General features: G+C 65.2%; 25 protein-coding genes. 16 read left to right on the forward strand and 9 right to left on the reverse strand.

The genetic code is table 11. The annotated features are described in order from the left end of the window. The first annotated feature begins 107 nt into the window (after positions 1-107). Positions 108-914 (forward strand): outer membrane lipoprotein, encoded by an 807-nt coding sequence (locus ARADN35_RS0124320; RefSeq protein WP_029414374.1) that lies wholly within the window; start codon positions 108-110, stop codon positions 912-914. A 64-nt stretch (positions 915-978) separates the two neighbouring features. On the opposite strand, the gene ARADN35_RS0124325 is transcribed toward ARADN35_RS0124320, so the two are convergent. From ARADN35_RS0124325 to fdxA, 4 genes are all read right to left on the reverse strand, one after another. Next, positions 979-2,166: an amidohydrolase family protein gene (locus ARADN35_RS0124325; RefSeq protein WP_010466840.1), complete on the reverse strand. Its 1,188-nt coding sequence runs from the start codon at positions 2,164-2,166 to the stop codon at positions 979-981. A gap of 125 nt (positions 2,167-2,291) precedes the next feature. Beyond that, positions 2,292-2,999: a TetR/AcrR family transcriptional regulator gene (locus tag ARADN35_RS0124330; protein ID WP_010466842.1), complete on the reverse strand. Its 708-nt coding sequence runs from the start codon at positions 2,997-2,999 to the stop codon at positions 2,292-2,294. A gap of 52 nt (positions 3,000-3,051) precedes the next feature. Next, entirely contained in the window at positions 3,052-3,828 is a 777-nt protein-coding gene (locus ARADN35_RS0124335; RefSeq protein WP_010466844.1) for a ferredoxin--NADP reductase, read from the reverse strand. A gap of 66 nt (positions 3,829-3,894) precedes the next feature. After that, positions 3,895-4,224, reverse strand: coding sequence for a ferredoxin FdxA (fdxA, locus tag ARADN35_RS0124340; protein ID WP_010466846.1), 330 nt, complete (start codon positions 4,222-4,224; stop codon positions 3,895-3,897). A 175-nt stretch (positions 4,225-4,399) separates the two neighbouring features. Between fdxA and ARADN35_RS0124345 the strand changes: the two genes are divergently transcribed. The 13 genes from ARADN35_RS0124345 (at position 4,400) to ARADN35_RS0124405 (ending at position 20,333) form a co-directional block, all read left to right on the forward strand. Further along, a complete protein-coding gene (locus ARADN35_RS0124345) occupies positions 4,400-6,031 on the forward strand; it encodes a hypothetical protein (protein ID WP_010466847.1) in 1,632 nt (543 codons plus the stop codon). Between the two features lie 13 nt (positions 6,032-6,044). Next, positions 6,045-6,965: a UPF0280 family protein gene (locus ARADN35_RS0124350; RefSeq protein ID WP_029414375.1), complete on the forward strand. Its 921-nt coding sequence runs from the start codon at positions 6,045-6,047 to the stop codon at positions 6,963-6,965. 22 nt (positions 6,966-6,987) lie between these two features. Then, positions 6,988-7,629: an amino acid synthesis family protein gene (locus ARADN35_RS0124355; protein WP_029414376.1), complete on the forward strand. Its 642-nt coding sequence runs from the start codon at positions 6,988-6,990 to the stop codon at positions 7,627-7,629. 37 nt (positions 7,630-7,666) lie between these two features. After that, positions 7,667-8,251 carry an amino acid synthesis family protein gene (locus tag ARADN35_RS0124360; protein ID WP_010466852.1) on the forward strand — a complete coding sequence of 195 codons (585 nt, stop codon included), beginning with the start codon at positions 7,667-7,669 and terminating at the stop codon, positions 8,249-8,251. A 67-nt stretch (positions 8,252-8,318) separates the two neighbouring features. After that, on the forward strand, positions 8,319-9,527 hold the full coding sequence (locus tag ARADN35_RS0124365) for an ABC transporter substrate-binding protein (protein ID WP_010466853.1): 1,209 nt from the start codon (positions 8,319-8,321) through the stop codon (positions 9,525-9,527). Positions 9,528-9,695: 168 nt separating this feature from the next. Continuing rightward, positions 9,696-11,603: an ABC transporter permease gene (locus tag ARADN35_RS0124370; protein ID WP_010466854.1), complete on the forward strand. Its 1,908-nt coding sequence runs from the start codon at positions 9,696-9,698 to the stop codon at positions 11,601-11,603. Next, positions 11,600-12,385: an ABC transporter ATP-binding protein gene (locus tag ARADN35_RS0124375; RefSeq protein ID WP_010466855.1), complete on the forward strand. Its 786-nt coding sequence runs from the start codon at positions 11,600-11,602 to the stop codon at positions 12,383-12,385. Before ARADN35_RS0124370 ends, ARADN35_RS0124375 begins: the two co-directional genes overlap by 4 nt. Before the next feature lie 2 nt (positions 12,386-12,387). Continuing rightward, positions 12,388-13,131: an ABC transporter ATP-binding protein gene (locus ARADN35_RS0124380; RefSeq protein WP_029414377.1), complete on the forward strand. Its 744-nt coding sequence runs from the start codon at positions 12,388-12,390 to the stop codon at positions 13,129-13,131. Between the two features lie 71 nt (positions 13,132-13,202). Then, on the forward strand, positions 13,203-13,928 hold the full coding sequence (pncA, locus tag ARADN35_RS0124385; RefSeq protein ID WP_010466859.1) for a bifunctional nicotinamidase/pyrazinamidase: 726 nt from the start codon (positions 13,203-13,205) through the stop codon (positions 13,926-13,928). A 120-nt stretch (positions 13,929-14,048) separates the two neighbouring features. After that, positions 14,049-15,221 carry an ABC transporter substrate-binding protein gene (locus ARADN35_RS0124390; protein WP_081474708.1) on the forward strand — a complete coding sequence of 391 codons (1,173 nt, stop codon included), beginning with the start codon at positions 14,049-14,051 and terminating at the stop codon, positions 15,219-15,221. A 17-nt stretch (positions 15,222-15,238) separates the two neighbouring features. After that, positions 15,239-15,757, forward strand: coding sequence for a (2Fe-2S)-binding protein (locus tag ARADN35_RS0124395; protein WP_010466864.1), 519 nt, complete (start codon positions 15,239-15,241; stop codon positions 15,755-15,757). Beyond that, positions 15,754-19,476, forward strand: a complete 3,723-nt coding sequence (locus tag ARADN35_RS0124400) for a molybdopterin cofactor-binding domain-containing protein (RefSeq protein ID WP_010466866.1) — start codon at positions 15,754-15,756, stop codon at positions 19,474-19,476. The genes ARADN35_RS0124395 and ARADN35_RS0124400 overlap by 4 nt, the downstream gene beginning before the upstream one ends. Before the next feature lie 113 nt (positions 19,477-19,589). Beyond that, a complete protein-coding gene (locus ARADN35_RS0124405) occupies positions 19,590-20,333 on the forward strand; it encodes a hypothetical protein (RefSeq protein WP_081474709.1) in 744 nt (247 codons plus the stop codon). Between the two features lie 494 nt (positions 20,334-20,827). On the opposite strand, the gene ARADN35_RS0124415 is transcribed toward ARADN35_RS0124405, so the two are convergent. Both ARADN35_RS0124415 and ARADN35_RS0124420 read right to left on the reverse strand, forming a co-directional pair. After that, entirely contained in the window at positions 20,828-21,373 is a 546-nt protein-coding gene (locus ARADN35_RS0124415) for an EVE domain-containing protein (protein WP_010466870.1), read from the reverse strand. A 112-nt stretch (positions 21,374-21,485) separates the two neighbouring features. Next, the gene (locus ARADN35_RS0124420; protein WP_010466871.1) at positions 21,486-22,106 is read right to left on the reverse strand and encodes a LysE family translocator; all 621 of its coding nucleotides are present in this window, start codon (positions 22,104-22,106) and stop codon (positions 21,486-21,488) included. A gap of 101 nt (positions 22,107-22,207) precedes the next feature. On the opposite strand from ARADN35_RS0124420, the gene ARADN35_RS0124425 reads away from it, so the two are divergent. Then, positions 22,208-22,657 (forward strand): Lrp/AsnC family transcriptional regulator, encoded by a 450-nt coding sequence (locus ARADN35_RS0124425; RefSeq protein WP_010466872.1) that lies wholly within the window; start codon positions 22,208-22,210, stop codon positions 22,655-22,657. 9 nt (positions 22,658-22,666) lie between these two features. On the opposite strand, the gene ARADN35_RS0124430 is transcribed toward ARADN35_RS0124425, so the two are convergent. From ARADN35_RS0124430 to ARADN35_RS0124440, 3 genes are all read right to left on the reverse strand, one after another. Beyond that, entirely contained in the window at positions 22,667-23,095 is a 429-nt protein-coding gene (locus ARADN35_RS0124430) for a VOC family protein (RefSeq protein ID WP_010466873.1), read from the reverse strand. A 15-nt stretch (positions 23,096-23,110) separates the two neighbouring features. Then, positions 23,111-23,488: a VOC family protein gene (locus tag ARADN35_RS0124435; RefSeq protein WP_010466874.1), complete on the reverse strand. Its 378-nt coding sequence runs from the start codon at positions 23,486-23,488 to the stop codon at positions 23,111-23,113. A gap of 85 nt (positions 23,489-23,573) precedes the next feature. Continuing rightward, complete coding sequence (locus ARADN35_RS0124440) at positions 23,574-24,455, reverse strand: helix-turn-helix domain-containing protein (RefSeq protein WP_010466876.1); 882 nt, start codon at positions 24,453-24,455, stop codon at positions 23,574-23,576. A gap of 103 nt (positions 24,456-24,558) precedes the next feature. Here ARADN35_RS0124440 and pobA point away from each other — a divergent pair, with 103 nt between their 5' ends. Continuing rightward, positions 24,559-25,731 (forward strand): 4-hydroxybenzoate 3-monooxygenase, encoded by a 1,173-nt coding sequence (gene pobA / locus ARADN35_RS0124445; protein WP_010466878.1) that lies wholly within the window; start codon positions 24,559-24,561, stop codon positions 25,729-25,731. The last annotated feature ends 514 nt before the right edge of the window (positions 25,732-26,245 follow it).

A 26,245-nucleotide genomic window follows, 5' to 3' on the forward strand; every position in this document is an offset into this window, starting at 1 on the left:
AAACACGTTCTTACGTCCTTTACAGCCGCTATGCCCGAATTTCCGGGCTTGCTGGTTACGCTGGCGACCATTCATCCAGAGCTTTCTGGACCTTCCGGAGAAAAATCATGAGCCTTATCGTTTCGCCCCCCACTAATACTTCCGCCGTTCCTGTGGCGCAGGCTGGCGCCTTTGGCGGCGCGGCCGGTCCCTCCCTCAAATGGCTGTGGGCCGCCATCGGCGTGCTGGGCGTGAGCGTGGTGGCGCTGGGCACGACCCTGGTGGTGCAGAACGCGGGCAAGTCCACCGCCGACGCGCAACCCCTGGCCGTGGCGGCGCAGCCTGCGTCCGGAATGACTGGAGTCGAGAATTTTCAACAAAAACCGGCTCCAGCGCTTTCTGGTAATAGAAATATTGCTATGAATAGTGCAGCAAATCAGCCGCCTGCAGCTTCGCAAGGCTATGCCGGGCAGGCCCCGCAGCAGTACCAGCAACAGCAGCCACCCCTGCGCACCGCTGCACAGGCTCCCGTGTGTGCCACCTGTGGCCGCGTGGAGTCGGTGCAGGCGGTGCAACAGGCGGCCCCGGCCACGGGCGTGGGGGCGGTAGCGGGCGGTGTGCTGGGGGCCGTGGTGGGCAACCAGGTGGGCAAGGGCTCGGGCCGCACGGCGGCCACCGTACTGGGCGCCGTGGGCGGCGGCTATGTGGGCCACAAGGTGGAAGAACGCACGCGCACGCAGACGGTCTACCAGATCGCCGTGCGCATGGAAGATGGTTCGGTGCGGCGCTTTACCCGCGCCCAGCCCCCGGCCGTGGGCGCACCCGTGGTGCTGCAGGGCAAGGGTTTCCGCGTGGACGATGGTGCGGCTCTGCGCGCCGAGGAGTCTTATCCACGTGCACAGCCCGGCGCGGTGCGTGTGGCGGACACGTATTGATCCCCCTTGCTTCTCCCTGCAAAAAGCCCGCTGTTAGCGGGCTTTTTTATGGGCGGAGGGCAGGTCACAGCACCACTGGGATCTCGGTGGCCGGCGGTGTGTTGCGGCTGCGGCCGCAGCGCACCAGGCCGTCGATCATCACCATGCCGATGCCCGGGATGTCGCCCAGCTGAACGCTCTCCAGCAGCGTGGCGCCCGCTGTGTGCTGCGCGCGGTCCATGAACACGAAGTCGGCCGCGCGGCCCGGCTCGATCAGCCCGCAGTTCAGGTTGCGGATTCGCGCCGTATTGCCCGTGGCAAAACAGAACACCAGCTCGGCAGGGATGTCGGCAAAGCTCGATATCAAGGCGATCATGCGCAGCATGCCCAGCGGCTGCACGCCCGAGCCAGCCGGGCCGTCGGTGCCCAGGATCACGCGGTGCGGGCACTTGAGCTCGATGGCGGCGCGCGCGGCCTGGATGGCGATCTTCTCGTTGCCGTTGTGCACCAGTTCGATGGCGCGGGACGACTTCTCGCACAGCTCGCACACGTGCTTCCAGGGCAGCGAGGTGTGGCCGCCGTTGATGTGGCCGATCACGTCGGCATCGGCCTCCAGCACCACGTCCTTGTCGATCAGGCCCGAGCCCGGAATGGACGGCCCGCCCGTGTGGATGGTGCTCTGGATGCCGTGCTTGCGCGCCCAGGCCACCATCTGCTGGGCCTCGTAGCCCGCCTTGACGGAGCCCAGGCCCACTTCGCCCAGCAGCGTCACGCCGGCGTCGGCCAGGTCCTTGAAGTCCTGCTCGGTCATGCCTTTTTCGATGACCGGGGCGCCTGCGATCACCTTCACGCCACCGGGGCGAAAGTTGTCGAACGAGCGCTGCGCGGTGATGGCCAGCGCCTTCAGGCCCACGATGTCCTTGGGGCGGCCCGGCAGGTGCACTTCACCGGCCGAGACCATGGTGGTCACGCCGCCGTTCATGGTGGAGTCGATCCAGCCGATCTGGTTTTGCCGGGGCGTCCAGTCGCCAAAGACCGGGTGCACGTGGCTGTCGATCAAACCCGGCGCCACGCAGGTCTGGCGCGCGTCGATCACGGTCTGCGCGTGTTCGGTGTCGCAGTCCTTGTAACGGCCTACTGCGGCGATGAGGCCGTCGTTCACGACGATGGTGTCGGCATCCAGGATGGGGCGGTCCAGGTCGCCCGACAACAAAAGACCGATGTTTTGGATGACGACCTTGCCCGACTTGCCGCCGGTTGCTGCTTCTGCCATGGATTCTCCTCGTGGGGTGGGGGCTCGGGCTCGTTGCGGCCCTCGCTCAGAAAAATCGTTGTGTCTGGTGCGTCCTGCGTGTCCTGAGCCGAATGCCGAGGTGGGTACTGGCGACCTTCAGCCCGTCATTTGCCCTTGGGCAGGCTGGGGCCTGGCGCAACGGTGCGCAGCACGCTGTCGATGACGAAGGACTCCCAGTGCGCCAGCGCGTCGGGCGTCTCCAGGTCTTCGCCCAGAAAGGCCGACAGCGTGTGGCGGTTGGACATGTAGAAGTAGCCCGTGGCGGCGATCAGCAGATACACGTCGCGCGCCGACACGTCCTTGCGGAACAGGCCCTGCGCCTGGCCGCTTTCGAGCACGCGGCGGATCACCTCGATGGCGGGCGACGAGTATTCACGGGCCCGCATGGACTTGGAGATGTGCTTGCCCTTGTGCAGGTTCTCGGTGTTGAGCAGCGTGATGAATTCGGGGTTCTTGCGGTAGTAGCCCACCACGAAGCGGATCACCGCCTGCATTGCCTCGACCGGTTTGCCGGTATCCAGGTCGAGCTTGGACTCGGCATCGTTCATGCGCCGGTAGGTTTCCTCCAGCACCTCGATGAACAGGCCTTCCTTGCTGCCGAAGTAGTAATAGATCATCCGGTCGAAGGACTTGGCTGCCTTGGAGATCTTCTCCACGCTGCCGCCTTCGTAGCCGTAGCGTGCGAACACCTTGGTCGCCGCCTTCAGGATGTTGTCGCGCGTGGTCTGTGCGGCCTGCTCGCGCACGCCCGTTTTGCGGGCAGAGGTGGAGCGGGTGGGCGCTGTCCGGGTCTTGGTGGGAGTGGCAGACATGGCGGGTCCTGGTGGATAAAGCTGGCCCCCCAAAGGGCGGGCCAGCCGGGGATCACTGCTCTGCGAACGCGCGTTCGATCACGAAGTCGCCGGGCTTCGTGGTGTTGCCTTCCTTGAAGCCACGTTCTTCCATCATGTGTTTGAGGTCGCGCAGCATCTCGGGGCTGCCGCAGATCATCACGCGGTCTTCCTCCGGGTTGAGTGCGGGCAGGCCGAGGTCGCGCGCCATCTGGCCGTTTTCGATCACCGTGGTCACACGGCCCTGGTGCTTGAACGCTTCGCGCGTCACCGTGGGGTAGTACTTGAGCTGCTTGGAGACGATCTCGCCCAGGAACTCGTGCTGCGGCAGTTCCTGCGTGATGTAGTCGTGGTAAGCCAGTTCCTTCACTTCACGCACGCCGTGCACCAGGATGACTTCCTCGAACTTCTCGTAGGTCTCCGGGTCGCGGATCAGGCTCAGGAAAGGAGCCACCCCAGTGCCGGTGGACAGCATGTACAGGCGCTTGGCGGGCAGCAGGTAGTCGATCAGCAGGGTGCCGGTGGGCTTCTTGCCCACCACGATGGTGTCGCCCACCTTGATGTGCTGCAGGCGCGAGGTCAGTGGGCCGTCGGGCACCTTGATGGAGAGGAACTCCAGGTGCTCTTCGTAGTTGGGGCTCACGATGCTGTAGGCGCGCAGCAAGGGTTTGCCGTTCTCGCCGCGCAGGCCGATCATCGTGAAATGCCCGTTGGAAAAGCGCAGGGCGGTGTCGCGGGTGGTGGTGAAGGAGAAAAGGCGGTCCGTCCAGTGGTGGACCGTCAGGACGCGTTCTTCAAGAAAGGCGCTCATGGTGATTTAGATGGATAAGTTGGAAGCAAATAAGAAAACTGGCTGAAGTACAGGCCCTGGAGCACACTAAAGCGCGATGTCCAGGCCGGAAAGCTTGTGGCTCACAACCCTCCATTGTTCCGCATCTGGGAGGGGAGGCTTTCTTTTGGTGATTGTGGGCAGGCCAGGCGCAAGCTTTTTGTTGAATTCAAGGAAAGATTCAAACTCGGCGGGAAGGTCCGTATCGGCGTAAATGGCGTTGGCCGGGCATTCCGGAATACACACGGCGCAGTCGATGCATTCATCGGGGTCGATGACCAGAAACTCCCGCCCCTCCTTGAAGCAGTCCACCGGGCAGACATCGACGCAGTCGGTGTACTTGCACCGAATACAGGCGTCAGTGACAACGTGCGTCATTTTGGGGCTCCTTGTGCACCATTTTTGGGGGCGCAAAAACACCATTGCGGACCATGAACGATTGCGCTACATTCGCGATAAATGTAGTGAACACAACATTTAAGTTAAGTGAATGCTACACAAAATGCAATGAGCGTACAAGCACTTGCAACAATGCAATGAATGGGCCGCCACGATGACTGAACACACCAAGACCGATGGTCTACCGGGCATGGATGCGCCAGAACTGCCGCAGGTGCTTGAGCGCGCCCGGCCTCGCAATGAGCGCATGAATGCCGCCAAGGTCGAGTGCAATGCGTGTCCGGTGCTGTGCCAGATTTCCGACGGCCGTGCAGGTGCATGTGACCGTTATGCCAACCATGCCGGCGTGCTGGTGCGGCTGGACCCTGTGGTGCTGCTGCGCAAGACCCTGGAGGCAGGCGAGGCCACACTGGTGCCGTTTGCGGGCCGTGTGGGGGCGAGCGATGCGCAGGAGGGTGCCGAGGCGGAACCGACGGTCGCGCCGCAGCCTTGGTCTGGCGATCTGCTGCTGTCGGAAGAGGTGTTCGTCACAGGCGTGGGTTCGTCCACCACCTATCCTGACTACAAACCGGCGCCGTTCATTGTCGGCTCCCAAACCGACGGCGTGGACATGGTGACCGTAGTCACCGAAGGCATCTTCAGCTACTGCAGCTTCAAGGTGAAGATCGACACCGACCGCTTCCTTGGCTCCGAGCAGGCCAATGTGCGCTGCAAAGGCGAAGTGGTGGGCCACGTGACCACGGCGGAGTATGGCTCGCAGATGCTGTCGCTGGGCGGCGTGCACCACCTCACGGGCGGCACCAAGAAGGAAGGCCGCATCGCAGCCGAGATGATGCAATTGCTCGGCAACAAGCAGGCTGTGGAGTTCACCATCGACGGTGGCTCCCAACTGGTGATCCAGGCGGGGCGCGCACCCATCGTCAATGGTGTGGCAGAGCAGCGCATGCGCGTGGGCTGTGGCTCCGCCGCCATCGGCATCTTTGCGCGCCAGTTCTATGGCCACGCCGACGAGGTGGTGGTGGTCGACGACCACATCACGGGTGTGTTGACCGAACACCAGGCCGGTCGTTGCCTGGACATGAAGTCCTCGGGTATCCAGATGCGCGGGCGCAAGTCCACGCCGGGCCGTTACTTTCAGGTGGCCAACCCCGGCACAGGCTGGGGCGGCACCGACATCGCCGACCCGCTGTCGATCATCGAGGGCTGGGACGAATCTATCGCCTGGCCCGGGTTGCGCCTTTTGATGACGTCCACCACGGGTGAGCATGCCAGCTGGTATGTGCTCGACGACACTCTGGTGCCGGTGGAGGCGGAGATGCCCGCCGAAATCCGCCGCATCGTGGACCGCATTGGCGAGAACTGCGAGCCCTCGCTGGCCTCCGTGTTGTTCCTCGGCGGCGCAGGCGGCAGCCTCCGCGCGGGGGTCACCGAAAACCCGGTGCTGCTCACGCGCGCCATCAAGAATGCGCTGGTCAACGTGACCTGCGGCGGCGCACCGGCCTATGTGTGGCCAGGGGGCGGCATCACGGTGATGGCCGATGTGCTGCGCATGCCCGACAACAGCTTTGGCACTGTGCCCACGCCCGCCATCGTCGCGCCCATCGAGTTCAGCATGCGCCGGGTGGACTACGAAGCGCTGGGCGGGCATACCGATCAGATCCGAAGCTTGCGCGAGGTGTTGGAGCGTGGTGCCTGGCACAACGACGGAGCACCGCAGGCGCGCGTGTGGCAGACCTTGCCCGCCGCCAATCCGTGGCCGTTGGGTCGTCCGCCCTTGCTAGGCTGAGTGGGTACACGCCGTGAACGCTTGTCGCAAGCTCCTGCCCGATGGCCGCTGGCATTTCCAGCATGGGCCGATGGACCTCATCCTCCAGGCTGAAGGGGAACGCGACGCCGTGGCGCAGGCGCACGAGCGCGCTTGGCACCGCTTTGAAGGGCTGCTGCAGGAGCTGGTGGACGAACTCCCCGGCCTGAGGGCGCCCGTGGGTGACCTCTGTGTGTTGCAGGGTGCGGTGGCGCGTCGCATGTGGGAGGCGTGCGCTCCTTACCGCGCAGGCTTCATCACGTCGATGGCGGCGGTGGCGGGTGCCGTGGCGCAGGAGATTCTGACGGGCTATGACCAGCCAAGCATTGACCGTGCCTGGGTCAACAACGGGGGTGATATTGCCCTGCACCTGGCATCTGGGCGGTCCGTCACGGTGGGGGTGTACGCTGACATTGCAGCACTGAGTGCCGCACAGTTGCACAGCGGCCTGGTGCTCGACGGGAAGATCCGCGTCACCAGCGCCATGCCGGTGCGGGGTGTGGCGACCAGTGGCTGGCGCGGGCGCAGCCAGTCACTGGGCATTGCCGACAGCGTCACGGTGTTGGCGCGCACGGCAGCGCAGGCCGATGCGGCGGCGACCATCGTGGCCAACGCTGTCAATGTGCAGGATGCACGCATTGGCCGCATGCCGGCGTGTTTGGTGCGGGACGACAGCGATCTCGGTGCCATTCCTGTCACCGTGGACGTACCTGCTTTGCCAGAAGTGCAGGTGCGCCGGGCCTTGCAGCAGGGGCTGAAAAAGGCGCAAGAATTGCAGTCCGGCGGCTTGCTGTGGTTTGCACTCCTGGCGTGCCAGGGACAGTTTGTGGCAACGGCGGCACCAGAAGCCATTGCGGGTGCAAAGTGGCCGGCGGAATGGGTGACGGAATCGGAAGTTGGTTCAGTATTTGCTTAACGAATTGCACAGGTCTTCAAAAATGATCCAGATACGACGCGTTTTCACCCATCTTGAGGAAATCAGGCACGAATTCGGGCCGGTGGCCGATATGCCGCTTCTGCGTGGTGCCATCGGCGCGGTGCTGACCAACCCTTTTGCGGGCCGGTACGAGCCCGACATCCTCCCCATGATGGACGCCTTGCAGGACGTGGGGCTGGACATGGCCCAGCGCCTTCTCAGGGCCATGGCAGTGCCTGCCGAACGCATCGAAACCTATGGCAAGGGCGCCATCGTGGGGGCGGCTGGGGAACTGGAGCATGGCGCGCTGTGGCATGTGCCCGGTGGGTACGCCATGCGCGAGCTGCTGGGTTGGAAGGGCGACCGCAACGCTTACGCCAAGGGCCAGGCCGAAGAGAAGACGGGGCAGCCCGCCAACGCGCTGTCCATCGTGCCTTCCACCAAAAAGGTTGGAGGCCCGGGCGCGGCGCTGGATGTGCCACTGACCCACATCAACGCGAGCTATGTGCGCAGCCATTTCGATGCCATCGAAGTGCGTGTGCCCGGCGCGCCCGTGTCGGATGAAATCGTCTTCATCCTGGCCATGTCCACCGGCGCTCGCATCCATGCGCGCGTCGGAGGCCTGAAGGCCGCGGACATCAGCCAGTGGAACGGCCTGCGCTGATCTACTGCGTAAACACAAGACCCAAGGAGACCACAACATGCCCGCCAAGATTCGGAAGATCATTGTTCAAACTGACGAAGTCCGCGTGGAAATGGGGCGAGAAGTGCAGCCGCCTGTGCGCAAAGCGCTGGCCATGGCCGTGATCGAGAACCCCTGCGCTGGCCGCTATGTCGAGAACCTCGATGAACTCGTGGCCATCGGCGAAGAGCTGGGCGCGCTGCTGGGTGCTCGCTGCGTTGCGGCCCTGGGCATCGCTCCCGGCCAGTCGCACAGCTATGGCAAGGCTGCCATCGTGGGCGAGGCGGGCGAGCTGGAGCATGCTGCCGCCATCCTCCACCCGAAGCTGGGCGCGCCACTGCGTGTGGCGGTCGAGAAAGGCGCAGCCCTTGTGCCGTCGAGCAAAAAGATCGGCGGCCTGGGTGCTGCGATTGACGTTCCCCTTGGCCACAAGGATGCCGCCTACGTGCGCAGCCATTTCGATGCGATGGAAGCCCGTGTGGCCGATGCGCCGCGCGCCAACGAAATTGTGGTGGCCGTTGTTGTCACCGACAGCGGTCGTCCGCTGGCGCGTATCGGCGGTCTTCAGGTTTCCGAAATCAAAGGCGAGGATGGCCTGCGTTGAGCGCGCACTACCATCCCGAGCACACTCACCGATCCCTTTCCCAACCCCACCTTTCAGGAGCTTCCCCATGACGATGCGACAAAACCTCATGCGTGCCACGGCCGCAGCCGCGCTGGCCCTCACGCTGGCCCCTGTGGTGCACGCCCAGGATGTCATCAAGATTGGCGAGATCAACAGCTACAAGGCGCAACCTGCTTTCCTGGAGCCCTACAAGAAAGGCATGGAGCTGGCGGTCGATGAGATCAACGCTGCGGGCGGTGTTCTGGGCAAGAAGGTCCAGCTCGTCATCCGCGACGACAACGCCAACCCAGGCGACGCCGTGCGCGCGGCCGAAGAACTGGTGTCGCGCGAAAAGGTCGATGTGCTCACTGGCTCGTTCCTCTCGCACATCGGGCTGGCGTTGACCGACTTTGCCAAGCAAAAGAAATTCTTCTTCCTCGCGGGCGAGCCACTGACCGACAAGATCGTCTGGCAGAACGGCAACCGCTACACCTACCGCCTGCGTCCCTCCACCTATATGCAGGTGTCGATGATGGTGCCCGAGGCGGCAGCCCTCAAGAAGAAGCGCTGGGCGCTGGTGTACCCCAACTACGAGTATGGCCAGTCTGCGGTGGCCACGTTCAAGCAGCTGCTCAAGGCTGCACAGCCCGATGTCGAGTTCGTGGCCGAGCAGGCGCCGCCGTTGGGCAAGGTCGATTCGGGCAGCGTGGTGCAGGCCCTGGCCGACGCCAAGCCCGATGCGATCTTCAACGTGCTGTTCGGTGCCGACCTGTCCAAGTTTGTGCGCGAAGGCAATACGCGTGGCCTGTTTCAGGGTCGTGAGGTGGTCAGTCTGCTGACGGGCGAGCCCGAATACATGGACCCGCTCAAGGACGAAGCGCCCAACGGCTGGATCGTCACCGGCTACCCCTGGTATGGCATCCAGACGCCCGAGCACAAGGCTTTCCAGACCGCCTACCAGGCCAAGTTCAACGACTACCCGCGCCTGGGCTCCATCGTGGGCTACAGCGCCATCAAGTCGCTGGCCGAAGGTATGAAGAAGGCCGGTTCCACCGACACCGAAAAACTCGTGGCAGCGTTCAAGGGCCTGCAGGTGCCTACACCGTTTGGCCGCATCACCTACCGCCCCGAAGACAACCAGTCCACCATGGGTGGCTATGTGGGCCGCACCAAGAACGAAGGCGGCAAGGGTGTGATGGTGGACTACCGCTACATCGATGGTGCCAAGGTCCAGCCTTCGAACGACGAAGTCAAGAAGATGCGTCCTGCTGAATAAGCAACAACCCCCTGAGACGCTTCGCGTCTTCCCCCTTCTCTCGCGCTGCGCGCGGGAAGGGGGACGCAGCCCTCGCTGCGGGGCGGCCCTTGCTCGGCTGCCCTGGTCTGGAGTGCGCCAGTTTCAACGCTTGTGGGCGGTGCGTAGTTCGCGCCGTGGAGACCAGAGATGGGTTTTTCGAGTTTTATCGTTCAGCTGCTCAACGGACTGGCGGGGGCTTCCTCGCTGTTCCTGGTGGGGGCCGGGCTCTCGCTGATCTTCGGCGTCACGCGCATCGTGAACTTTGCGCACGGCTCGTTCTTCATGGTGGGCATCTACGTTGCCTATTCGCTGGTGGCCAAGCTGGGCACGGGCCTGGGTTTCTGGCCTGCGCTGCTGCTGGCGGCCGTCGTGGTGGGGGCGTTGGGCGCTTTGGTGGAGGTGGTGCTGTTGCGCCGCATCTACAAGGCGCCCGAGCTGTTCCAGCTGCTGGCCACGTTTGCGCTGGTGCTGGTCATCAAGGACGCCGCGCTGTGGTTCTGGGGGCCTGAAGAGCTGCTGGGTCCGCGCGCGCCGGGGTTGTCGGGCTCCGTCAATATCTTGGGTCGGCAGTTTCCGTCCTACGACCTGTTTCTGATCGTTGTCGGGCCGGTGGTTCTGGGCTTGCTGTGGCTGCTGCTCACCCGCACGCGGTGGGGCACGCTGGTGCGCGCCGCCACGCAAGACCGCGAGATGGTCAGCGCGCTGGGCGTGAACCAGGCCTGGCTGTTCACGGCGGTGTTCGCGCTGGGCGCGCTGCTGGCGGGCCTGGGCGGCGCGCTGCAATTGCCGCGCGAGCCGGCCACGCTGGAGATGGACCTCAACACCATCGGCGCCGCCTTTGTTGTGGTCGTGGTGGGGGGCATGGGCTCCATTCCAGGCGCGTATGTGGCCGCGCTGTTGATCGCCGAGATCAAGGCCATCTGCATCTGGCTGGGCGTCGTCGAGATTTTTGGCATCAGCGTGTCGTTCTCCAAGCTCACGCTGGTGGTTGAATTTTTGGTGATGGCCGTGGTGCTGGTCTGGCGCCCCTGGGGCCTCATGGGCAAGCCACAGGGCGTGAGCCGCAACACCGGCCTGCCCGAAGCGCCCCTGCGTGAGCCCGAGCGTTGGTTCAAGATCGGCGGGGCGGTGCTGGTGGCGGCGCTGGTACTGCTGCCGTTGCTGACCACGGGCTCGCCGTACCTCACGGTACTGATGATCGACCTGCTGATCGCCGCGCTGTTTGCGGCCAGCCTGCACTTCATCATGGGCCCGGCTGGGATGCATTCGTTCGGCCATGCGGCGTATTTTGGCCTGGGCGCCTATGCCGCTGCGCTGCTGGTGCGTTCGGCGGGCATTCCCATGGAACTGGCGCTGGTGCTGGCGCCGCTGGCGGCGGCGGCGGGTGCGCTGCTTTACGGCTGGTTCTGTGTGCGCCTGTCGGGCGTCTACCTGGCCATGCTGACGCTGGCGTTTGCCCAGATCACCTGGGCCATCTGCTACCAATGGGATGGATTCACGGGCGGCAGCAATGGCCTCACGGGCGTGTGGCCTGCAGAGTGGCTTTCGGACAAACGCAATTACTACTACCTCACGCTGGCCCTGGTAGTGGGCGGCGTGCTGCTGCTGCGCCGCGTGCTGTTCTCGCCCTTTGGTTATGCGCTGCGCGCAGGGCGTGACTCGGTGCTGCGTGCAGACGCCATTGGCATCGATGTGAAACGCATGCAGTGGACGGCCTTCGTGATCGCCGGCCTGTTCGCCGGCCTGGGCGGCGCGCTGTTCGCGTTCTCCAAAGGCAGCATCTCGCCCGAGACGCTGCACGTGGGCCGCTCGGTTGATGGCCTGGTGATGGTGCTGCTGGGTGGCATTCAGACGCTGGCGGGCCCCGTGGTGGGCGCCGTCACCTTCACCTGGCTGCACGATACCGTGGCGCGCAATACCGACTACTGGCGTGCCATGCTGGGCGCCATCATCCTGATCTTGGTGCTGCTCTTCCCGCAGGGCATTGCGGGCGCCATCAAGCAGCTCTTTGACAACCAGCGCGAAGCCAAGAACACGAAGGAGGGCAAGGCATGAGCTTGCTCAAAGTCACAGGCCTGGGTAAATCCTTTGGTGGCGTCAAGGCGGTGGATGGCATCCACTTCGAGCTGGCCGCTGGTGAGCTGCTGGCGCTTATCGGCCCGAACGGCGCGGGCAAGTCCACCACCTTCAACATGGTCAACGGCCAGCTGTCGGCCGATGTGGGCTCGATCCAGCTTAACGGCCAGGAGCTGGTGGGCCGCAAGCCTCGCGACATCTGGCGCATGGGCGTGGGTCGCACCTTCCAGATCGCCGAAACCTTTGCTTCGCTCACGGTGGTGGAGAACGTGCAGATGGCACTGATCTCCAGCGACAGCCGTTTGTTCTCGATGTGGCGCAAGGCCGCGGACCACAAGCGCGATGAAGCCCTGGCGCTGCTGGACCAGGTGGGCATGAAGTCCCAAGCCGACCGTCCCTGCAGCGTGCTGGCCTATGGCGATGTGAAACGGGTGGAACTGGCCATCGCCATGGCCAACAGCCCGAAGCTGCTGCTCATGGATGAACCCACCGCCGGCATGGCGCCCAAGGAGCGCAATGAGCTCATGGCGCTCACCAAGCAACTGGTGATCGACCGCAACATGGCCGTGCTGTTCACCGAACACAGCATGGACGTGGTGTTCGCCTATGCCGACCGCATGATCGTGTTGGCGCGCGGGCGGCTCATTGCCGAGGGCAAGCCGCTGGAGCTGCGCGACCACCCCAAGGTGCAGGAGGTTTACTTCGGCACCGGCAAGACCTTCGAGAAGAAAACGGCAGCCGCTGCTGCAGAGGCCGCATGAGCATGACGACCAACGAACCCAAAGAACTGCTGCTGCAGGCCAAGGGGCTGCAAGCCTGGTACGGCGCGGCGCAAATCCTGTATGACGTGGATTTGGATGTGCGCCGTGGCGAAGTCGTGGCCCTGATGGGCCGCAACGGCGCCGGCAAATCCACCACGCTCAAGACGCTGATGGGCATGCTCGCCAAGCGCAAGGGCAGCATCCAGTTCATGGGCAAGGACATCTCCAAAAGCGACCCGCACGACGCCGCGCGCCTGGGCCTGGGCTTTGTGCCTGAGGACCGCCGTGTGTTCACCGACCTCACGGTGATGGAAAACCTGGAGGTGGGCCGCCAGCCTGCCCGCGCTTGGCCCGATGGCACGTCAGCCCCGGTGTGGACGCCCGAGCGCCTGTTCAAGCTCTTCCCCAATCTGGGCGAAATGCCTCAGCGCCCCGGCGGGCGCATGAGCGGCGGTGAGCAGCAGATGCTGACCGTGGCGCGCACGCTCATGGGCAATCCGTACCTGGTGCTGCTGGACGAGCCTTCCGAAGGCGTGGCGCCCGTCATCGTGGAGCAGATGGCACACATGATCCTGGAGCTGAAAGAGCAGGGCGTGAGCATTCTGCTGTCCGAGCAGAACATGCACTTTGCGGAGCTGGTGTCCGACCGCGCCTATGTGCTGGAGAAGGGGCAGATCCGCTATCAGGCCACGATGGCCGATTTGGCCGCCAACGAGGAAGTTCGGCGGGCCTACCTCAGTGTTTGAAGACGTTCCCGGGCCTGGCCCTACCGGGCCGTGGCCAATGTGTCAGTGCGTTCCCAACCGGAGTGTTCACCATGCAAACAGCCCTGCGTCGTCGCTTTCTTCTTCAATCGGCCGCATTCACCGTGGCCGGAGCCAGTTTCCCCGCCACCTGGGCGGCGGGCAAGATCAAGCCCGGTGAGCGAGCGGCGCTCATCGTGGTCGATGTGCAGAACTGCTTCGTCCCCGGCGGAACCCTGCCGGTGGCCAAGGGCGACGAAGTGGTGCCGGTCATCAACCGCATTGCCACGGCGTTTGAAAACGTGGTGGTCACACAGGACTGGCACACCCAGGGCCACGCCTCGTTTGCCAGCACCCATGCGGGCAAGAAGCCGTTCGAGACCGCCAAGCTCAGTTACGGCCAGCAGGTGCTGTGGCCCGACCATTGTGTGCAGGGCACCGACGATGCCGCCCTGCACAAAGACCTCAAGGTGCCCCAGGCGCAGGTGATTCTGCGCAAGGGCTTTCACCAGCATGTGGACAGCTATTCGGCGTTTGAAGAGGCCGACCGCAAAACCTCCACAGGCCTGGCGGGTTACCTGAAGCAGCGTGGCATCAAGACGGTGTTTGTCACCGGCCTGGCCACCGACTTCTGCGTGGCCTGGACGGCGCTCGACGCAAAACGTCTGGGCTTCGAGACTTATGTGGTCGAAGATGCCTGCCGGGCCATTGACCTCAATGGCTCGCTGGACGTTGCCTGGAAAAACATGAAGGCCAAAGGCGTCAAGCGCATTCAGTCCAGCGACATCGATATCGCCTGATGGCGCACTGCTCTGGTGCGGCGGTACCAGGGTTTGACAGATTCACAACACCCCGCAGAAATGGTTGCACACCCGCTCCGCTTGCAGGGAAACTTGCGCCTTTGATGTAAGGAGCGTTTCATGAAATGTCGTGGGATGGATGACAGGGGCATCGACCGCCGGGTGGTGCTGACAACCCTGGCCGCCGCTGCTCTGGCAGTGGCTGGCCCGGCCGCCGCCGAGACCGGGGTGACGGACACCCGCATCAAGGTGGGGCAGTCGGCCGTTTTCACGGGGCCTGCCAAGGATTTCGGGGTGGACTACAAGGCGGGCATTGCGCTCTACTTTGACAAGGTCAACAAGACCGGCGGTGTGCAGGGGCGTTCGCTGGAACTCGTCTCCCACGACGATGCCTACGACCCCAAGAAAACCGCGGAGAACACCACGCGCCTCATTGATGAAGACAAGGTTTTTGCCCTGATCGGCTATGTGGCCACGGGCAATCTGATCGCCGCCATGCCCATTGCCGAGAAGGCGGGCGTGCCCATGTTTGCGCCACTGGTGGGCACCACCTCGTTTCGCACCAACCACAACCGCTACCTGTTCCATGTGCGCGCCAGCTACGAAACCGAGCTGCGCAAAATCGTGGGGCACCTGGCCACCCTTGGCATCAATAACATTGCCGTCATCTATCAGAACAGCGCGTTCGGCAAATCCAACCTCGACACCTGCCTGCAAATTGCGCAAGGGCTGAAGGTCAAGGTGGTGGAGACCGTGCCCATGGAGATTGCTGCCACCGACGCCAAAGCCCAGTCGGCGGCCCTCACCAAGGCGCAGCCCGGTGCCGTGGTGATGATCATGGCCGGCAAGATGGTGGAGGTGTTTCTGCGCGACTACCGCGCCAGTGGCAGCGCTGCACCGCTGTACACCATTTCGGTTGGCATCACCGACGCCCCGGGCTCGGCCCAGCGCCTGAACGGTGGCCTGGAGGGGCTGGTCACGGCCAGTATCGTCCCCTCGCCGCAGGCCAGTCGCCTGCCCATCGTGGTGGACTACCGCAAGGACCGCACCGACGCGGGCGAGAAGATCGACAGCTACACCATGCTGGAGGGCTACATCGCTGCGCGCGTTTTTGTGGAGGGCCTCAAACGCGTGGGCCGCAACCTCACGCGCGAGGGTTTCATCAAGGCCATGGAAGACATGGGCACGACCAAGATCGGTGACTTTCCGCTGCAATATGGGCCCAACAACCACAATGGCTCCAACTTCGTGGACCTGGAGATGTACACGCGCACCGGGTCGCTCCGACGCTGAGGACACCCCAAAGAGACATGCACGCGCCCGCTTCGCCTCACACCGTGGTCGTCAATGGCCAGCCTTGTGTTCTTCCGCCGAAAACCTCGGCCAGCGCCACGCTGCTGCACGTGCTGCGCAACGACCTGTCGCTCAACGGCCCCAAATACGGCTGCGGCCTGGGGCAGTGTGGTGCCTGCACGGTGCTGGTGGATGGGATTGCCGCGCGGGCCTGCGTGATCCCGGCGCAGGGCGTGGCAGGCCGCGAGGTGACCACGCTGGAGGGCCTGCCTGCACGCTGCGGCAACGGCAACGGCAACGGCAACGGCCTGCACCCGGTGCAGCAGGCTTTTGTGGATGCGCAGGCGGCTCAGTGTGGCTATTGCCTGAATGGAATGGTGATGATGGCCGTGGCCTTGCTGGAGCGAAACCCCGACCCCGATGAAGCCGCCGTGCGTCGAGAGCTGTCGGGCAACCTGTGCCGCTGTGGCACCCATGTCGAAATCATCCGTGCCGTGCTGCGCGCGGCCGTGCTGATGCGCGAGGCCCAGGCATGAGCGCGACACCCGAAAACGCCCGGCCCCTGCGCGCCCACACCCCGCTCACCCGCGCCGATTTCCATGCCGCCCAGGGCGTGCTGCTGGTCGTGCGCAACCCACCGCCCACGCCGCCGCCCGTCAAGGGCCAGCCAGCCCTGGTGGCGGGCAACCCGGCCGAGGGCGTGGAGATATTGATCGCCGTGTGGGACGACGGCAGCGTGACCGCGCTCAACGGCCACGTGGACCTGGGCACTGGCATCCGCACCGCGCTGGCGCAGATCGTGGCCGAAGAGCTGGACGTGGCCCTCGACAAGGTCAACATGGTGCTGGGCGACACCACGCGTGCGCCCAACCAGGGCGCCACGATTGCGAGTGCGTCCATCCAGATCCACGCCAAGCCTTTGCGCGCCGCCGCTGCGCAGGCGCGTCACTGGCTGTTGGCGCGGGCCGCAGAGCGGCTGAGTGTGAAGGTTGATGAACTTCAGGTGCGTGCGGGTGTGGTTCAGGTTGCGGCCGATCCATCGCGCCAGGTTGCCTATGGCCCGCTGCTCGCGGGCACACACACCACGCTGGAGCTGGCCGAAACCACGCCCACCAAGCCAGCGGCGGACTATCGCCTCGTCGGCCAGTCCGTGCCGCGCGTGGACATCCCCGCCAAGGTCAGCGGCGAGCTGGTTTTTGTGCACGACATGCGTGTGCCCGGCATGCTGCATGGCCGTGTGGTGCGCCCGCCGTATGCGGGGGCCGACCACGGCGATTTCATCGGCAACACGCTGGAATCGGTGGACCGGTCGTCCATCGCACACATCCCCGGCATACGCGCCGTGGTGGTGATCCGCGACTTCGTCGGCATCGTCGCCGAGCGCGAGGAACAGGCCGAGCAGGCCCTGCGCGAGCTGAGTGTGCAATGGAAGGACTGGCCCGGCTTCCCGCGCCAGGACAGCACCGAGGCGCTGGAGCAGGCCATTCGCGCCAACCCTGCCACCCAGCGCCGCCTGGTGGACGAGGGCGATGTCGATGCCGCCCTGGCCGCTGCCGATCAGCCGATGCCGCGCACCTACGTGTGGCCGTACCAGATGCACGCCTCCATCGGCCCGTCCTGCGCGGTGGCCGAGTGGCGCAGCGGCGACAACGCAGGCCGCCCGCGCATGACCGTGTGGGCCGGTACGCAGAACCCGCACGTGCTGCGCGCCGACCTGGCGCGTCTGATGGGGCTGGCCGATGTGGACATCGACCTGATCCGCATGGAGGCCGCCGGTTGTTATGGACGCAACGGCGCGGATGACGTGGCCGCAGACGCCGCGCTGCTGTCGCGCGCGGTGGGCGCCCCGGTGCGGGTACAGCTCACGCGCGAGCAGGAGCATTTGTGGGAGCCCAAGGGCACGGCGCAGCTCATGCAGGTGCGCGGCGGGCTCAACGCCGATGGCTCGGTGGCGGCGTACGACTTCGAGACCTCGTATCCGTCGAACGGCGCCCCTACGCTGGCCCTGCTGCTTACGCGCACCATCGAGCCTGTGGCCCAGGCCTATGAGATGGGCGACCGCACCGCCCGCCCGCCGTACAGCTACGACAACCTGCGCGTTGCCGTGAACGATATGGCACCCATCGTGCGTGCCTCGTGGTTGCGTGGGGTGTCGGCGCTGCCCAATTCGTTTGCGCACGAATCCTATGTGGACGAATTGGCCACGGCCGCCGGGGTGGACCCAGTCGTTTTCCGCCTGCAACTGCTCAACGACCCGCGCGCCGCAGAACTGGTGCAGGCCACGGCAGAAAAAGCCGGCTGGGTGCGCCGCACCGGCCCGCTGCAGCGGGAATTGGACGGTGACTGGGTGCAGGGCCAGGGCTTTGCCTACGCGCGCTACATCCACAGCAAGTGGCCCGGCTTTGGCGCAGCCTGGGCGGCTTGGGTGGCCGATGTGGAGGTCAACAAGAAGACCGGCGAGGTGTATGTGCGCCGCGTGGTCGTGGGGCACGACGCGGGCCTGATGGTGAACCCCGCGGGCGTGGAGCAGCAGGTACATGGCAATGTGTTGCAGACCACCAGCCGGGCTCTCAAGGAGCAGGTGACGTTCGAGCCGATCAAGCAGGCCGTGGACAACCGCGAATGGGGCAGCTACCCGATCCTGAGCTTCCGCGAAGTGCCTGTCATCGAGGTCATGCATATGCCACGGCAGGACGAGGCGCCGTTGGGCTCGGGCGAGTCGTCGTCGGTGCCCGGCACGGCGGCGATCGCCAACGCGATCTTCGACGCCACGGGCGTGCGGTTTCGGGCGCCGCCGTTCACCCCCGAGGTGGTGCGCGCCGGGCTCAATCCCCTGCCCGGTGGTGCGGGCGAAGCTGCTGCGGGCGGTAGCCAACCCGCAGAATCCGCCGAGGTGTTGCCCACATTGGAGCTTGCCGCGCCCGCCGCGCCCACCAGCGCCACGTGGCCGCGCCAACGCAGCCCCTGGGCACGAGCATTGGCCTTGGCCGCCGGTGGCCTGGCCATGGGCGCGGCACTGCTGGGCTGGCGCCCGTCCATCGCTCCCGTGGTGCAGACGGCAGGTGCCTCGGTCTACAACGCAGCCACCATCGAGCGGGGCCGGTTGCTGGCTGCTGCAGGCGACTGTGTGGTGTGCCACACCGCCCCAGGCGGCACGCCCAACACGGGTGGCCGTGCCATGGATACCCCCTTTGGCAAGGTCATCACCACCAACCTCACGCCCGACGCCGAGACCGGCATCGGCCAGTGGTCCTTCAGCGCCTTCCAGCGCGCCATGCGCGAAGGCATTTCGCGCGACGGCAAGCACCTGTACCCCGCGTTCCCCTACACGTCGTTCGCCAAGATGAGCGACGACGACCTCACCGCGCTGTACGCCTACCTCATGGCGCAGCCCGCCGTGCGGGCCGAGGTGCCGAAGACCGAGTTGACCTTTCCGTTCAGCGTGCGTCCGCTGATGGCGGGCTGGAATGCGCTGTTCCACGACGCCACCCCGTTCAAGCCCGACCCCACGCGCCCGCCCGAATGGAACCGGGGCGCCTACCTGGTGCAGGGCGTGGGCCACTGCGACGCCTGCCACACGCCGCGCAATGCGCTGGGGGCCGAGCTGGGCGGGGCGGCCTTCCTGTCCGGCGCCATGGTCGATGGCTGGGAAGCGCCTGCGCTCACCGGCTTGGCGAAAACGCCCGTGCCCTGGACGGCCGATGCGCTGTATGGCTACCTGCGCCACGGCCACAGCCCGCAGCACGGCAGCGCCTCCGGCCCCATGGCACCCGTGGTGCGCGAACTGGCGCACCTGCCCGACGACGACATCCGCGCCATGGCGGGCTACCTCGCCTCGTTCACCGCCACTGAGCCAGCGGCCGACCCCCAGATGCAGGCACAAACCGCCGTGGCCCAGGCTGCCGCGCTGGCCCCGCAACCCGGCCAGGCCCAGCGCCTGTTCGACGGCGCCTGCGCCGCCTGCCACCACGACGGCGACGGCCCGCGCCTGCTGGGCGTGAACGTGCCCCTGGCGCTCAACAGCAACCTGCACAGCGACCGGCCCGACAACCTGCTGCAGGTCATCGTGCACGGCATCCGCGAGCCCGCCACGCGCGACATCGGTTTCATGCCCGCGTTTGGCCACGCGCTCAGCGATGCGCAAATCGCCGAGTTGGCAGGCTACATGCGCCAGCGCTACGCCCCCGGCCGCCCGGCGTGGCGCGATGTGCCCGAGGCGTTGGTGCGTGTGCGGGCGGGGCCTACGCATCCCTGATGAGATTTTGGGCCCTGGCGCATGCTGGATAAGCGCGGGAGGCTATCAAAAACAGAGTGCGAAAAAGGCAGCGTTCGGCACGACAATCGGGCCACCACGGCAGACCTGCGACCATGACCCCAGCCTTCCCTCCGCCATCGTACGGTGGCCCCCGCACCGGGCACCCGCGTGTATGCCACGCGCGCCTGGTGGCTGTGCTGGCACTGTGTTGTGTGGCGCTATCGGCTTGCGGGCCTGAATTGCAGGGGTCACCCAAGCCGCCCAAGGCGTTTGGCCCCGTGCAGAGCAGCTGGTTCGGCTGCCCGCCCCTGCAAGGGGTGTACGCCTGGCCTCCAGTCGATGCCAGCGGCGTGCATGGCAACAGGCCGTCCAACCGCCGCTGGGAGCAGGGCGGGCTGCCCTTTTATGTCAATGGGCCCGAGATGCAGATATGGGTGCAGCAGGCGGGTGGGGAGATGACCATGCGCACGCGCACCATCAACCGCGCACGCAACATACGCTCCTCCCTTACTCGCCGATGGAGCCTGGTCACCTACGGCGGCGCGCAGACGCGTTGCACCTCCGGCATGCTCGACGTGGTTCCCCAGGACATCCCCGAGGGCAAGGATGCTGGGGGCACGGGCGTTCTCCAGGGTTTTCGCCTTGCGCTGCTGAAGGATGGTGCGCTGGCTGTGGGCACCCGCACCGTCTCCACGGGGAACAAGGGCTCTTACTTCTCATGGGGTGGCCAGTCCTACGGTACCTACGACGCGCCCGATGTTGAAACCTGGTCATGGTCCAAACTGGCCCGCACTGCCCCTGGAGACCGGGAGCCCTCGATCGTGGATGCTTACGTGCCGGGTGCCACTGCGCCGTAGAGCGTGTTTGCGCCCCCCGGGTGGCGATGTAGGGTGCGCACCAGCCACGGGGCGGCGTCTGAAAAAAGCCGCGAACTTCCCCTTTTATCGCGCTACCGCCAGTGCTGCTACCTCGGCACAGTGGCGTGAGGGCTTGGTCCATGGCGGGGCAGGCCCGGGTGCTTGTGGGTCTGCGGGCCTGCAACATGCACTGTGATCCGTCGGCCTGCCTGCGCGGTGGCCGAAGACTTTCCTCCAAGGAGCAGACCATGCCTACTGGTGAACTGGAAATCCACGCGATCGTGCTGCGCATGATGCGCGAAGGCTATGCCGCCCTGAGCGCGGCCCAACGAAGAATTGTGGATGCGTTGATGGCCGTGTGTTAGCGCGGCTCACAAAACTCCCCTGGCGGCGTTGTCCCGTCTTGTTGTACCGCCTGTGTTGCCTCGGCAGGTGCCAGCCCCCATGTGGCGCCTCTGTAGGCCGGTCAGTGTTTGCCGCCCGGTAGCGCGCGGCTATGTCCAATGGAGCAATGTGGCGTCTGCCCCCATCGCCTGCGCGATGAGGCGCATGTCGTGGTCGCTGACGGCAAACAGCCCAAAGCGGAACTTTCCGCCCCAATGCGTGCGGTCGTCCACAAACTCGAAGTCGTCCAGCAGCGGCGCAATCGCAGCCTCCCGCGCAGGCACATAGGCCACGTCCTTGCGAAACGGCACAAACCCGCCGCCCATGTCAAACGCATACGGATCGCCAGCCAGAACAATGCCGATGGAGACAAATGCCTGCAGCCGGTCCTTGCCACCCATGGTGACCGTGGGCGAGTAGTAGGCCACGCGGTCTCCCGGCTGGATGCGCTTGAGCGGCGCGGCCTTGCCATGGCACACCTGCATGTAGCCTGCGCCTGGCGCAGCACATCCGCGGCGAGCATGCTGGGCACTGGCCACCGCAATCCAGTTGCGGCGTGGTGGGGCCGCGGGGGTTTCTGTCACGAAGGGGGCCAGTGCCGTGGACATGGGCTCGGCGTCCCGCCACAGGGCTTGCTGAAGCAAGGCGTCGGTCATGGAAAGCTCCTTGAGGGGAAAGAAGCCGTGATGGTGCGGGTGCGCTGCTGACAGCGCAGTGTCAGTACCTTTGCAGCATTACCTCGTTGGCTGCGAGATCGTAAACACGCTCTTAGACGAGCTGTACCCATTGCCACAGCGCAAACCCGCCCAGCAGCAGTGCCGAGGCCTGGTTGATGCGCTGGCGCCAGGTTGGCGTGAAGCGCCGCCGCTGGTACGCAATCGCGCCAGTCAGCAGCAGCCACCACGCTGCCGAGCCCGCCAGAACGCCCGCCACCATCCACAGCGGGGACGGCATGGCTTGCTGGCCACCGCCCAGTGACCCAAACACCGCGATGAAAGAAACGATGGTGGCCGGGTTGGCCAGCGTCAACGCGAAGGTGCCCGAAGCCAGGCCCAGCAGGCCGCGCGCATCGCGCGCCGGTGCAGCGGTGTGGGCCACCGGCGCATGCCAGGTGCGCCAGGCCAGCACCAGCAGCAACGCGCCGCCGCCGAGCGCGAGCGGTGTCTTGGCGCTGGCGAGCAGGTCGATCAGCCAGCGCATGCTGAAGGCGCCGATGGCGCCGTACACCGCGTCTGCGGCAGCGGCGCCCAGGCCCGTGGCCAGCCCGGCCGCCAGGCCTCGCTCCAGGGTGCGCTGCATCGTCAGCAGGCCGATGGGGCCAACGGGCGCCGCGATGAGGACGCCAATGATGGCGGCTTGGAGAAACAGGGTGAGTGAGGCGAAGTCCATGCACCAATGCTAGGGCGGTGGTTTGCGATGGAGAATGCAGAAAATTAGGTATTGTTGAATTTTGATTTCGATTTCTTCCGCTTCTACCGATAAAGGCTTTTATGGAAGTCGATGACAAGGCTTGGCGGCTCATCACCGCGTTGCAGGCCGATGGGCGTATCTCCCTCAAAGACCTGGCGCACACGGTAGGGCTGTCGGTGCCCGCCACGCTGGAGCGCCTGCGGCGTCTGCAGGAAGCCGGGGTGGTGCGTGGCGTGCACGCCGACATCGACCCCGCCCAGGTCGGCTACGGCGTGCGCGCCGTGGTGGGCATCAACGTGCCGCAGCCCGGCAAGAAGGCGCTGATCGACAAGCTGCGCCAGTCAGCGCGGGTGCTGGAGTGCCACCATGTCAGTGGCAACGATTCGTATGTGCTGCAGGTGGTCGCGCGGGATCTGTCGGACCTGGAGCGTTTTCTGGCGGACATCAATGGCTATGGAGAAACGCGCACATCCATCGTGTTCTCCACGCCCATCCCGCTGCGCGGCCTGGCCCGGCCGGAAGCGGGCTGACCGATCTCCTCAAAACGTGATCTTCACCGACGCAGCACTGCGCCGCGCGTCACCGTGGAACACGGCCTCGATGTTGTTCCCGTCCGGGTCCAGCACAAACGCGGCGTAGTAGCCAGGGTGGTAGGGGCGTTCGCCGGGCGCGCCGTTGTCGGTGCCGCCATGGGCCAGCGCGGCTTGGTAGAAGGCATCCACCATCGCCCGGTCCTGCGCCTGGAAGGCCAGGTGCGTGCGGCCGGTCAGGTGGCCTTGCGCAGCGAGGCTGTCTGCTGACGACACAAACAGCTCATCCGCCCAGAAATAGCCCTCGTCCGCGCCACCCATCGGCACCTTCAGGGCCCCGAGCGCGGCTGTGTAAAACGCCTGGCTGGCCGCTAGGTCGCGCACGACGAGCTGGATGTGGTCAATCAGGCGGCCTCGGTGCAGTTCCTGTGTTTCCATGCGGTTGTCCCTTCTTCAAGAAAGTGCGTGCAAACCCACGCGGTTGCCATCCAGGTCGTGGATGTGTGCAAAAAACCCCATGCCCGGCGGCAGGGCCTGGCGGGGCAGGGCTACCTGGCCGCCCTGGGCTACGGCGCGCTCCAGCGCGGCGTCGAGCGAGGGCGAGGCATCCAGGTACACCAGTGTGCCGCTGCCCGATACCTGCGGTGCCGTAGGGCCCATCATCAGCGCGCCGCCCACGCCGTCTGCAGCGCCGTCGTAGGCAAACACGGCGCCTTCGCTCGGGCCCATGTTCTCGCGGCGCATGGGCTGGCCCAGCACGGTTTCATAGAAGGCCTGGGCGCGGTCGAGTTGGGTGGTGGGGATTTCAAACCAGGCGATGGCGTTTTTCATGGAGGCTCCTTGTGTGTGAAAGAAAGAAGCCTCGATGGTGTGCGGGGGCTACTGACAGCGGAGTGTCAGCAGCGTGTCATCGGGGTCACGCGCTGCGGCCGGGCCTCGACGCCGCCACCTGCGCCCGGAAGCTGCGGGGCGACAAGCCTGCATCGCGCGTGAATGCGCGTGTGAAGTACGCCGGGTCGGCATAGCCCAGCGTGTAGGCAATGGTGGCCACGCCCAGGTGGGTGTAGGCCAGGTTGCGCCGCGCCTCGCGCATCAGGCGCGCCTCCACCAGTCGCTGGGCCGACACGCCCGTGGCAGCGCGCGCCACACGGCTCAGGTGCGTGGGCGAAACGGCCAGCGCCCGCGCATAGTCCGCCACCTGCCAGTGCTCCAGAAAATGCGCCTCGATCAGCGCCTCCAGCCGCAGCACCAGGCTGGACTCTGGTGCTGCCGCGTCGCCCGGGCTGTGGTCTTCCATCGCGCGGGCCACCCAGCCCAGCAGCGTGGCGCTCAGGCCCCGCAGCACCAGCGCACGCGCCTTGGCGCGGCCCGAGAACTCCTGCCAGATCTGCGCCATGGCCTGGCTGATGGGTGGGTTGGCGGTGACCACGGCGGGCCGCGCCAGGTCGCGCCGCACATCGCCCACGCGCACAAAAATCTCGTCCATCAATTCATCCGCCAGCGTGGCCACCCAGCCCTGCGTGTGCTGCGTAAAGCGGAATGCGTGCACATGTCCCTGCGGCACGTTAATGAGCGCCCCCGCAAACAGCTGGATCCGCTCGCCGTCCAGGTGCGCCACGCCCCCGCCCGAGGTGATCAGCAGCACCTGGTGCAGCCGTGTGTGCCGGTGCGGGGCCAGCTCCCAGTCGTGCAGCACCGAACGCTCGGCAATCGTCTCGCAGTGCAGCACATCGGGCAGGTGCTGCGACTCGCCAAACAGGCTGTACGAGTGGATGGTTCCGATGTTCGAAAAGTGCATGTTCTGGCTCCATCCGTCCATTCAACGCGGCGACTGTGCCACGTATCTTTGGGTGGTCCGTTTGACCCATGTCATGAACGCACCAACCACACCAGGAGACACCATGAAAACCCAGGTTTGCATCATCGGCGGAGGCCCCTCGGGCCTCATGCTCTCGCAGCTCTTGCACCTCAAGGGCATCGACACCATCGTGCTGGAGCGCCAAAGCCGCGAATACGTGCTGGGCCGAATCCGCGCCGGCGTGCTGGAGCACGGCTTTGCCGCGCTCATGCGCGAGGCCCAGTGCGGCGAGCGCATGGACAAGGAAGGCGAGATCCACGACGGCTTCATCATCGCCCACGACGGCAAGATGGACCGGGTCGATTTGCACAAGTACAGCGGCGGCAGCTCGGTGGTGGTCTACGGCCAGACCGAGCTGACGCGCGACCTGTACGAAGCGCGCGACCGCATGAAGGGCGTCGTCATCCACAACGCCGAAGACGTGCAGCCGCACGACCTCAAAAGCGCCAACCCGTACGTCACCTACCGCAATGGCGACGAGGTGGTGCGCATCGATTGCGACTTCGTCATTGGCGCCGACGGCTTTCACGGCGTGAGCCGCAAGTCCATCCCGCGCGATGTGCTCAAGGAGTATGAAAAGCTCTACCCCTTCGGCTGGCTGGGCGTGCTCTCGCGCACCAAGCCCGTCTCGCCCGAGCTGATCTACGCCAAGCACGAACGCGGCTTTGCGCTGTGCTCGCTGCGCTCGCAGGTGCTGAGCCGCTACTACATCCAGGTGCCGCTGACCGACACGGTGGAAGACTGGTCTGACGAAGCCTTCTGGGCCGAGCTGAAGCGCCGCCTGCCCGCCGAAGTGGCCGCCAAGCTCATCACCGGCGCCTCCATCGAGAAGTCCATCGCCCCCCTGCGCTCCTTTGTGGCCGAGCCCATGCGCTACGGCAACCTGTTCCTGGCGGGCGACGCCGCCCACATCGTGCCGCCCACTGGCGCACGGGGCCTGAACAGCGCGGCATCCGACATCTACTACCTGTACCACGCCATGGTGGCGCACTACCAAAATGGCGACAGCACCGGCCTCGACAAATACTCCGAAAAGGCCCTGGCCCGCGTGTGGAAGGCCCAGCGCTTCTCGTGGTGGATGACGACCATGCTGCACACCTTCCCGGATTCCATCGCGTACGACCAGAAGCTGCAGGACACGGACCTGGCGTATCTGTTCTCGTCGGAGAAGGCGCTGGGGTCGCTGGCGGAGAACTATGTGGGGTTGCCGTTCTGAGCACTCGGCAGTAGCACGCCACAAATCAGAGGCTTGCATGGGGTTTCCTCATGCAAGCCTTTTTGTGTACCCAGATCGGCGTTGAGTGCAGGCAGTCGCGTTCGGCAGCGGTCTCCATCTGCTACGCAAAATTTAGGCAGAACTGATGCTTACGCTCGCGCAGCAGGCCCGATAGCATCGCACCAAGTTTTCAGATCATTTGCCCAGTGCTGTCGATGTGCGATTCGACGATGGCTTGAACACGATGAAGCTGCTGAAGCAGCGTTTTGAGGCACTGCACTTCACACCCGACAGTGCCAATCAACAGCCAGGAAAATCTCAAAGATGGATTGGGTCCCGATAGTCTTCATTGTGTTCAAGGTGGCCGTGTTTGGCACCGGCATGTTCTTCGCCATCAAGTGGCATTACGACCAAGGGAAGAAGGCGAAGAACGAAGCCAGCAGATCGCCAATTCCAACTGAACGTTCGCCGGGTGCGTCGGAGTAGGTGGTTGATTCCCGGCGATGGTCTGCGA

The sequence above is a fragment of the Acidovorax radicis N35 genome, assembly GCF_000204195.1.
GTDB classification, from domain to species: Bacteria; Pseudomonadota; Gammaproteobacteria; order Burkholderiales; family Burkholderiaceae_C; genus Acidovorax; species Acidovorax radicis.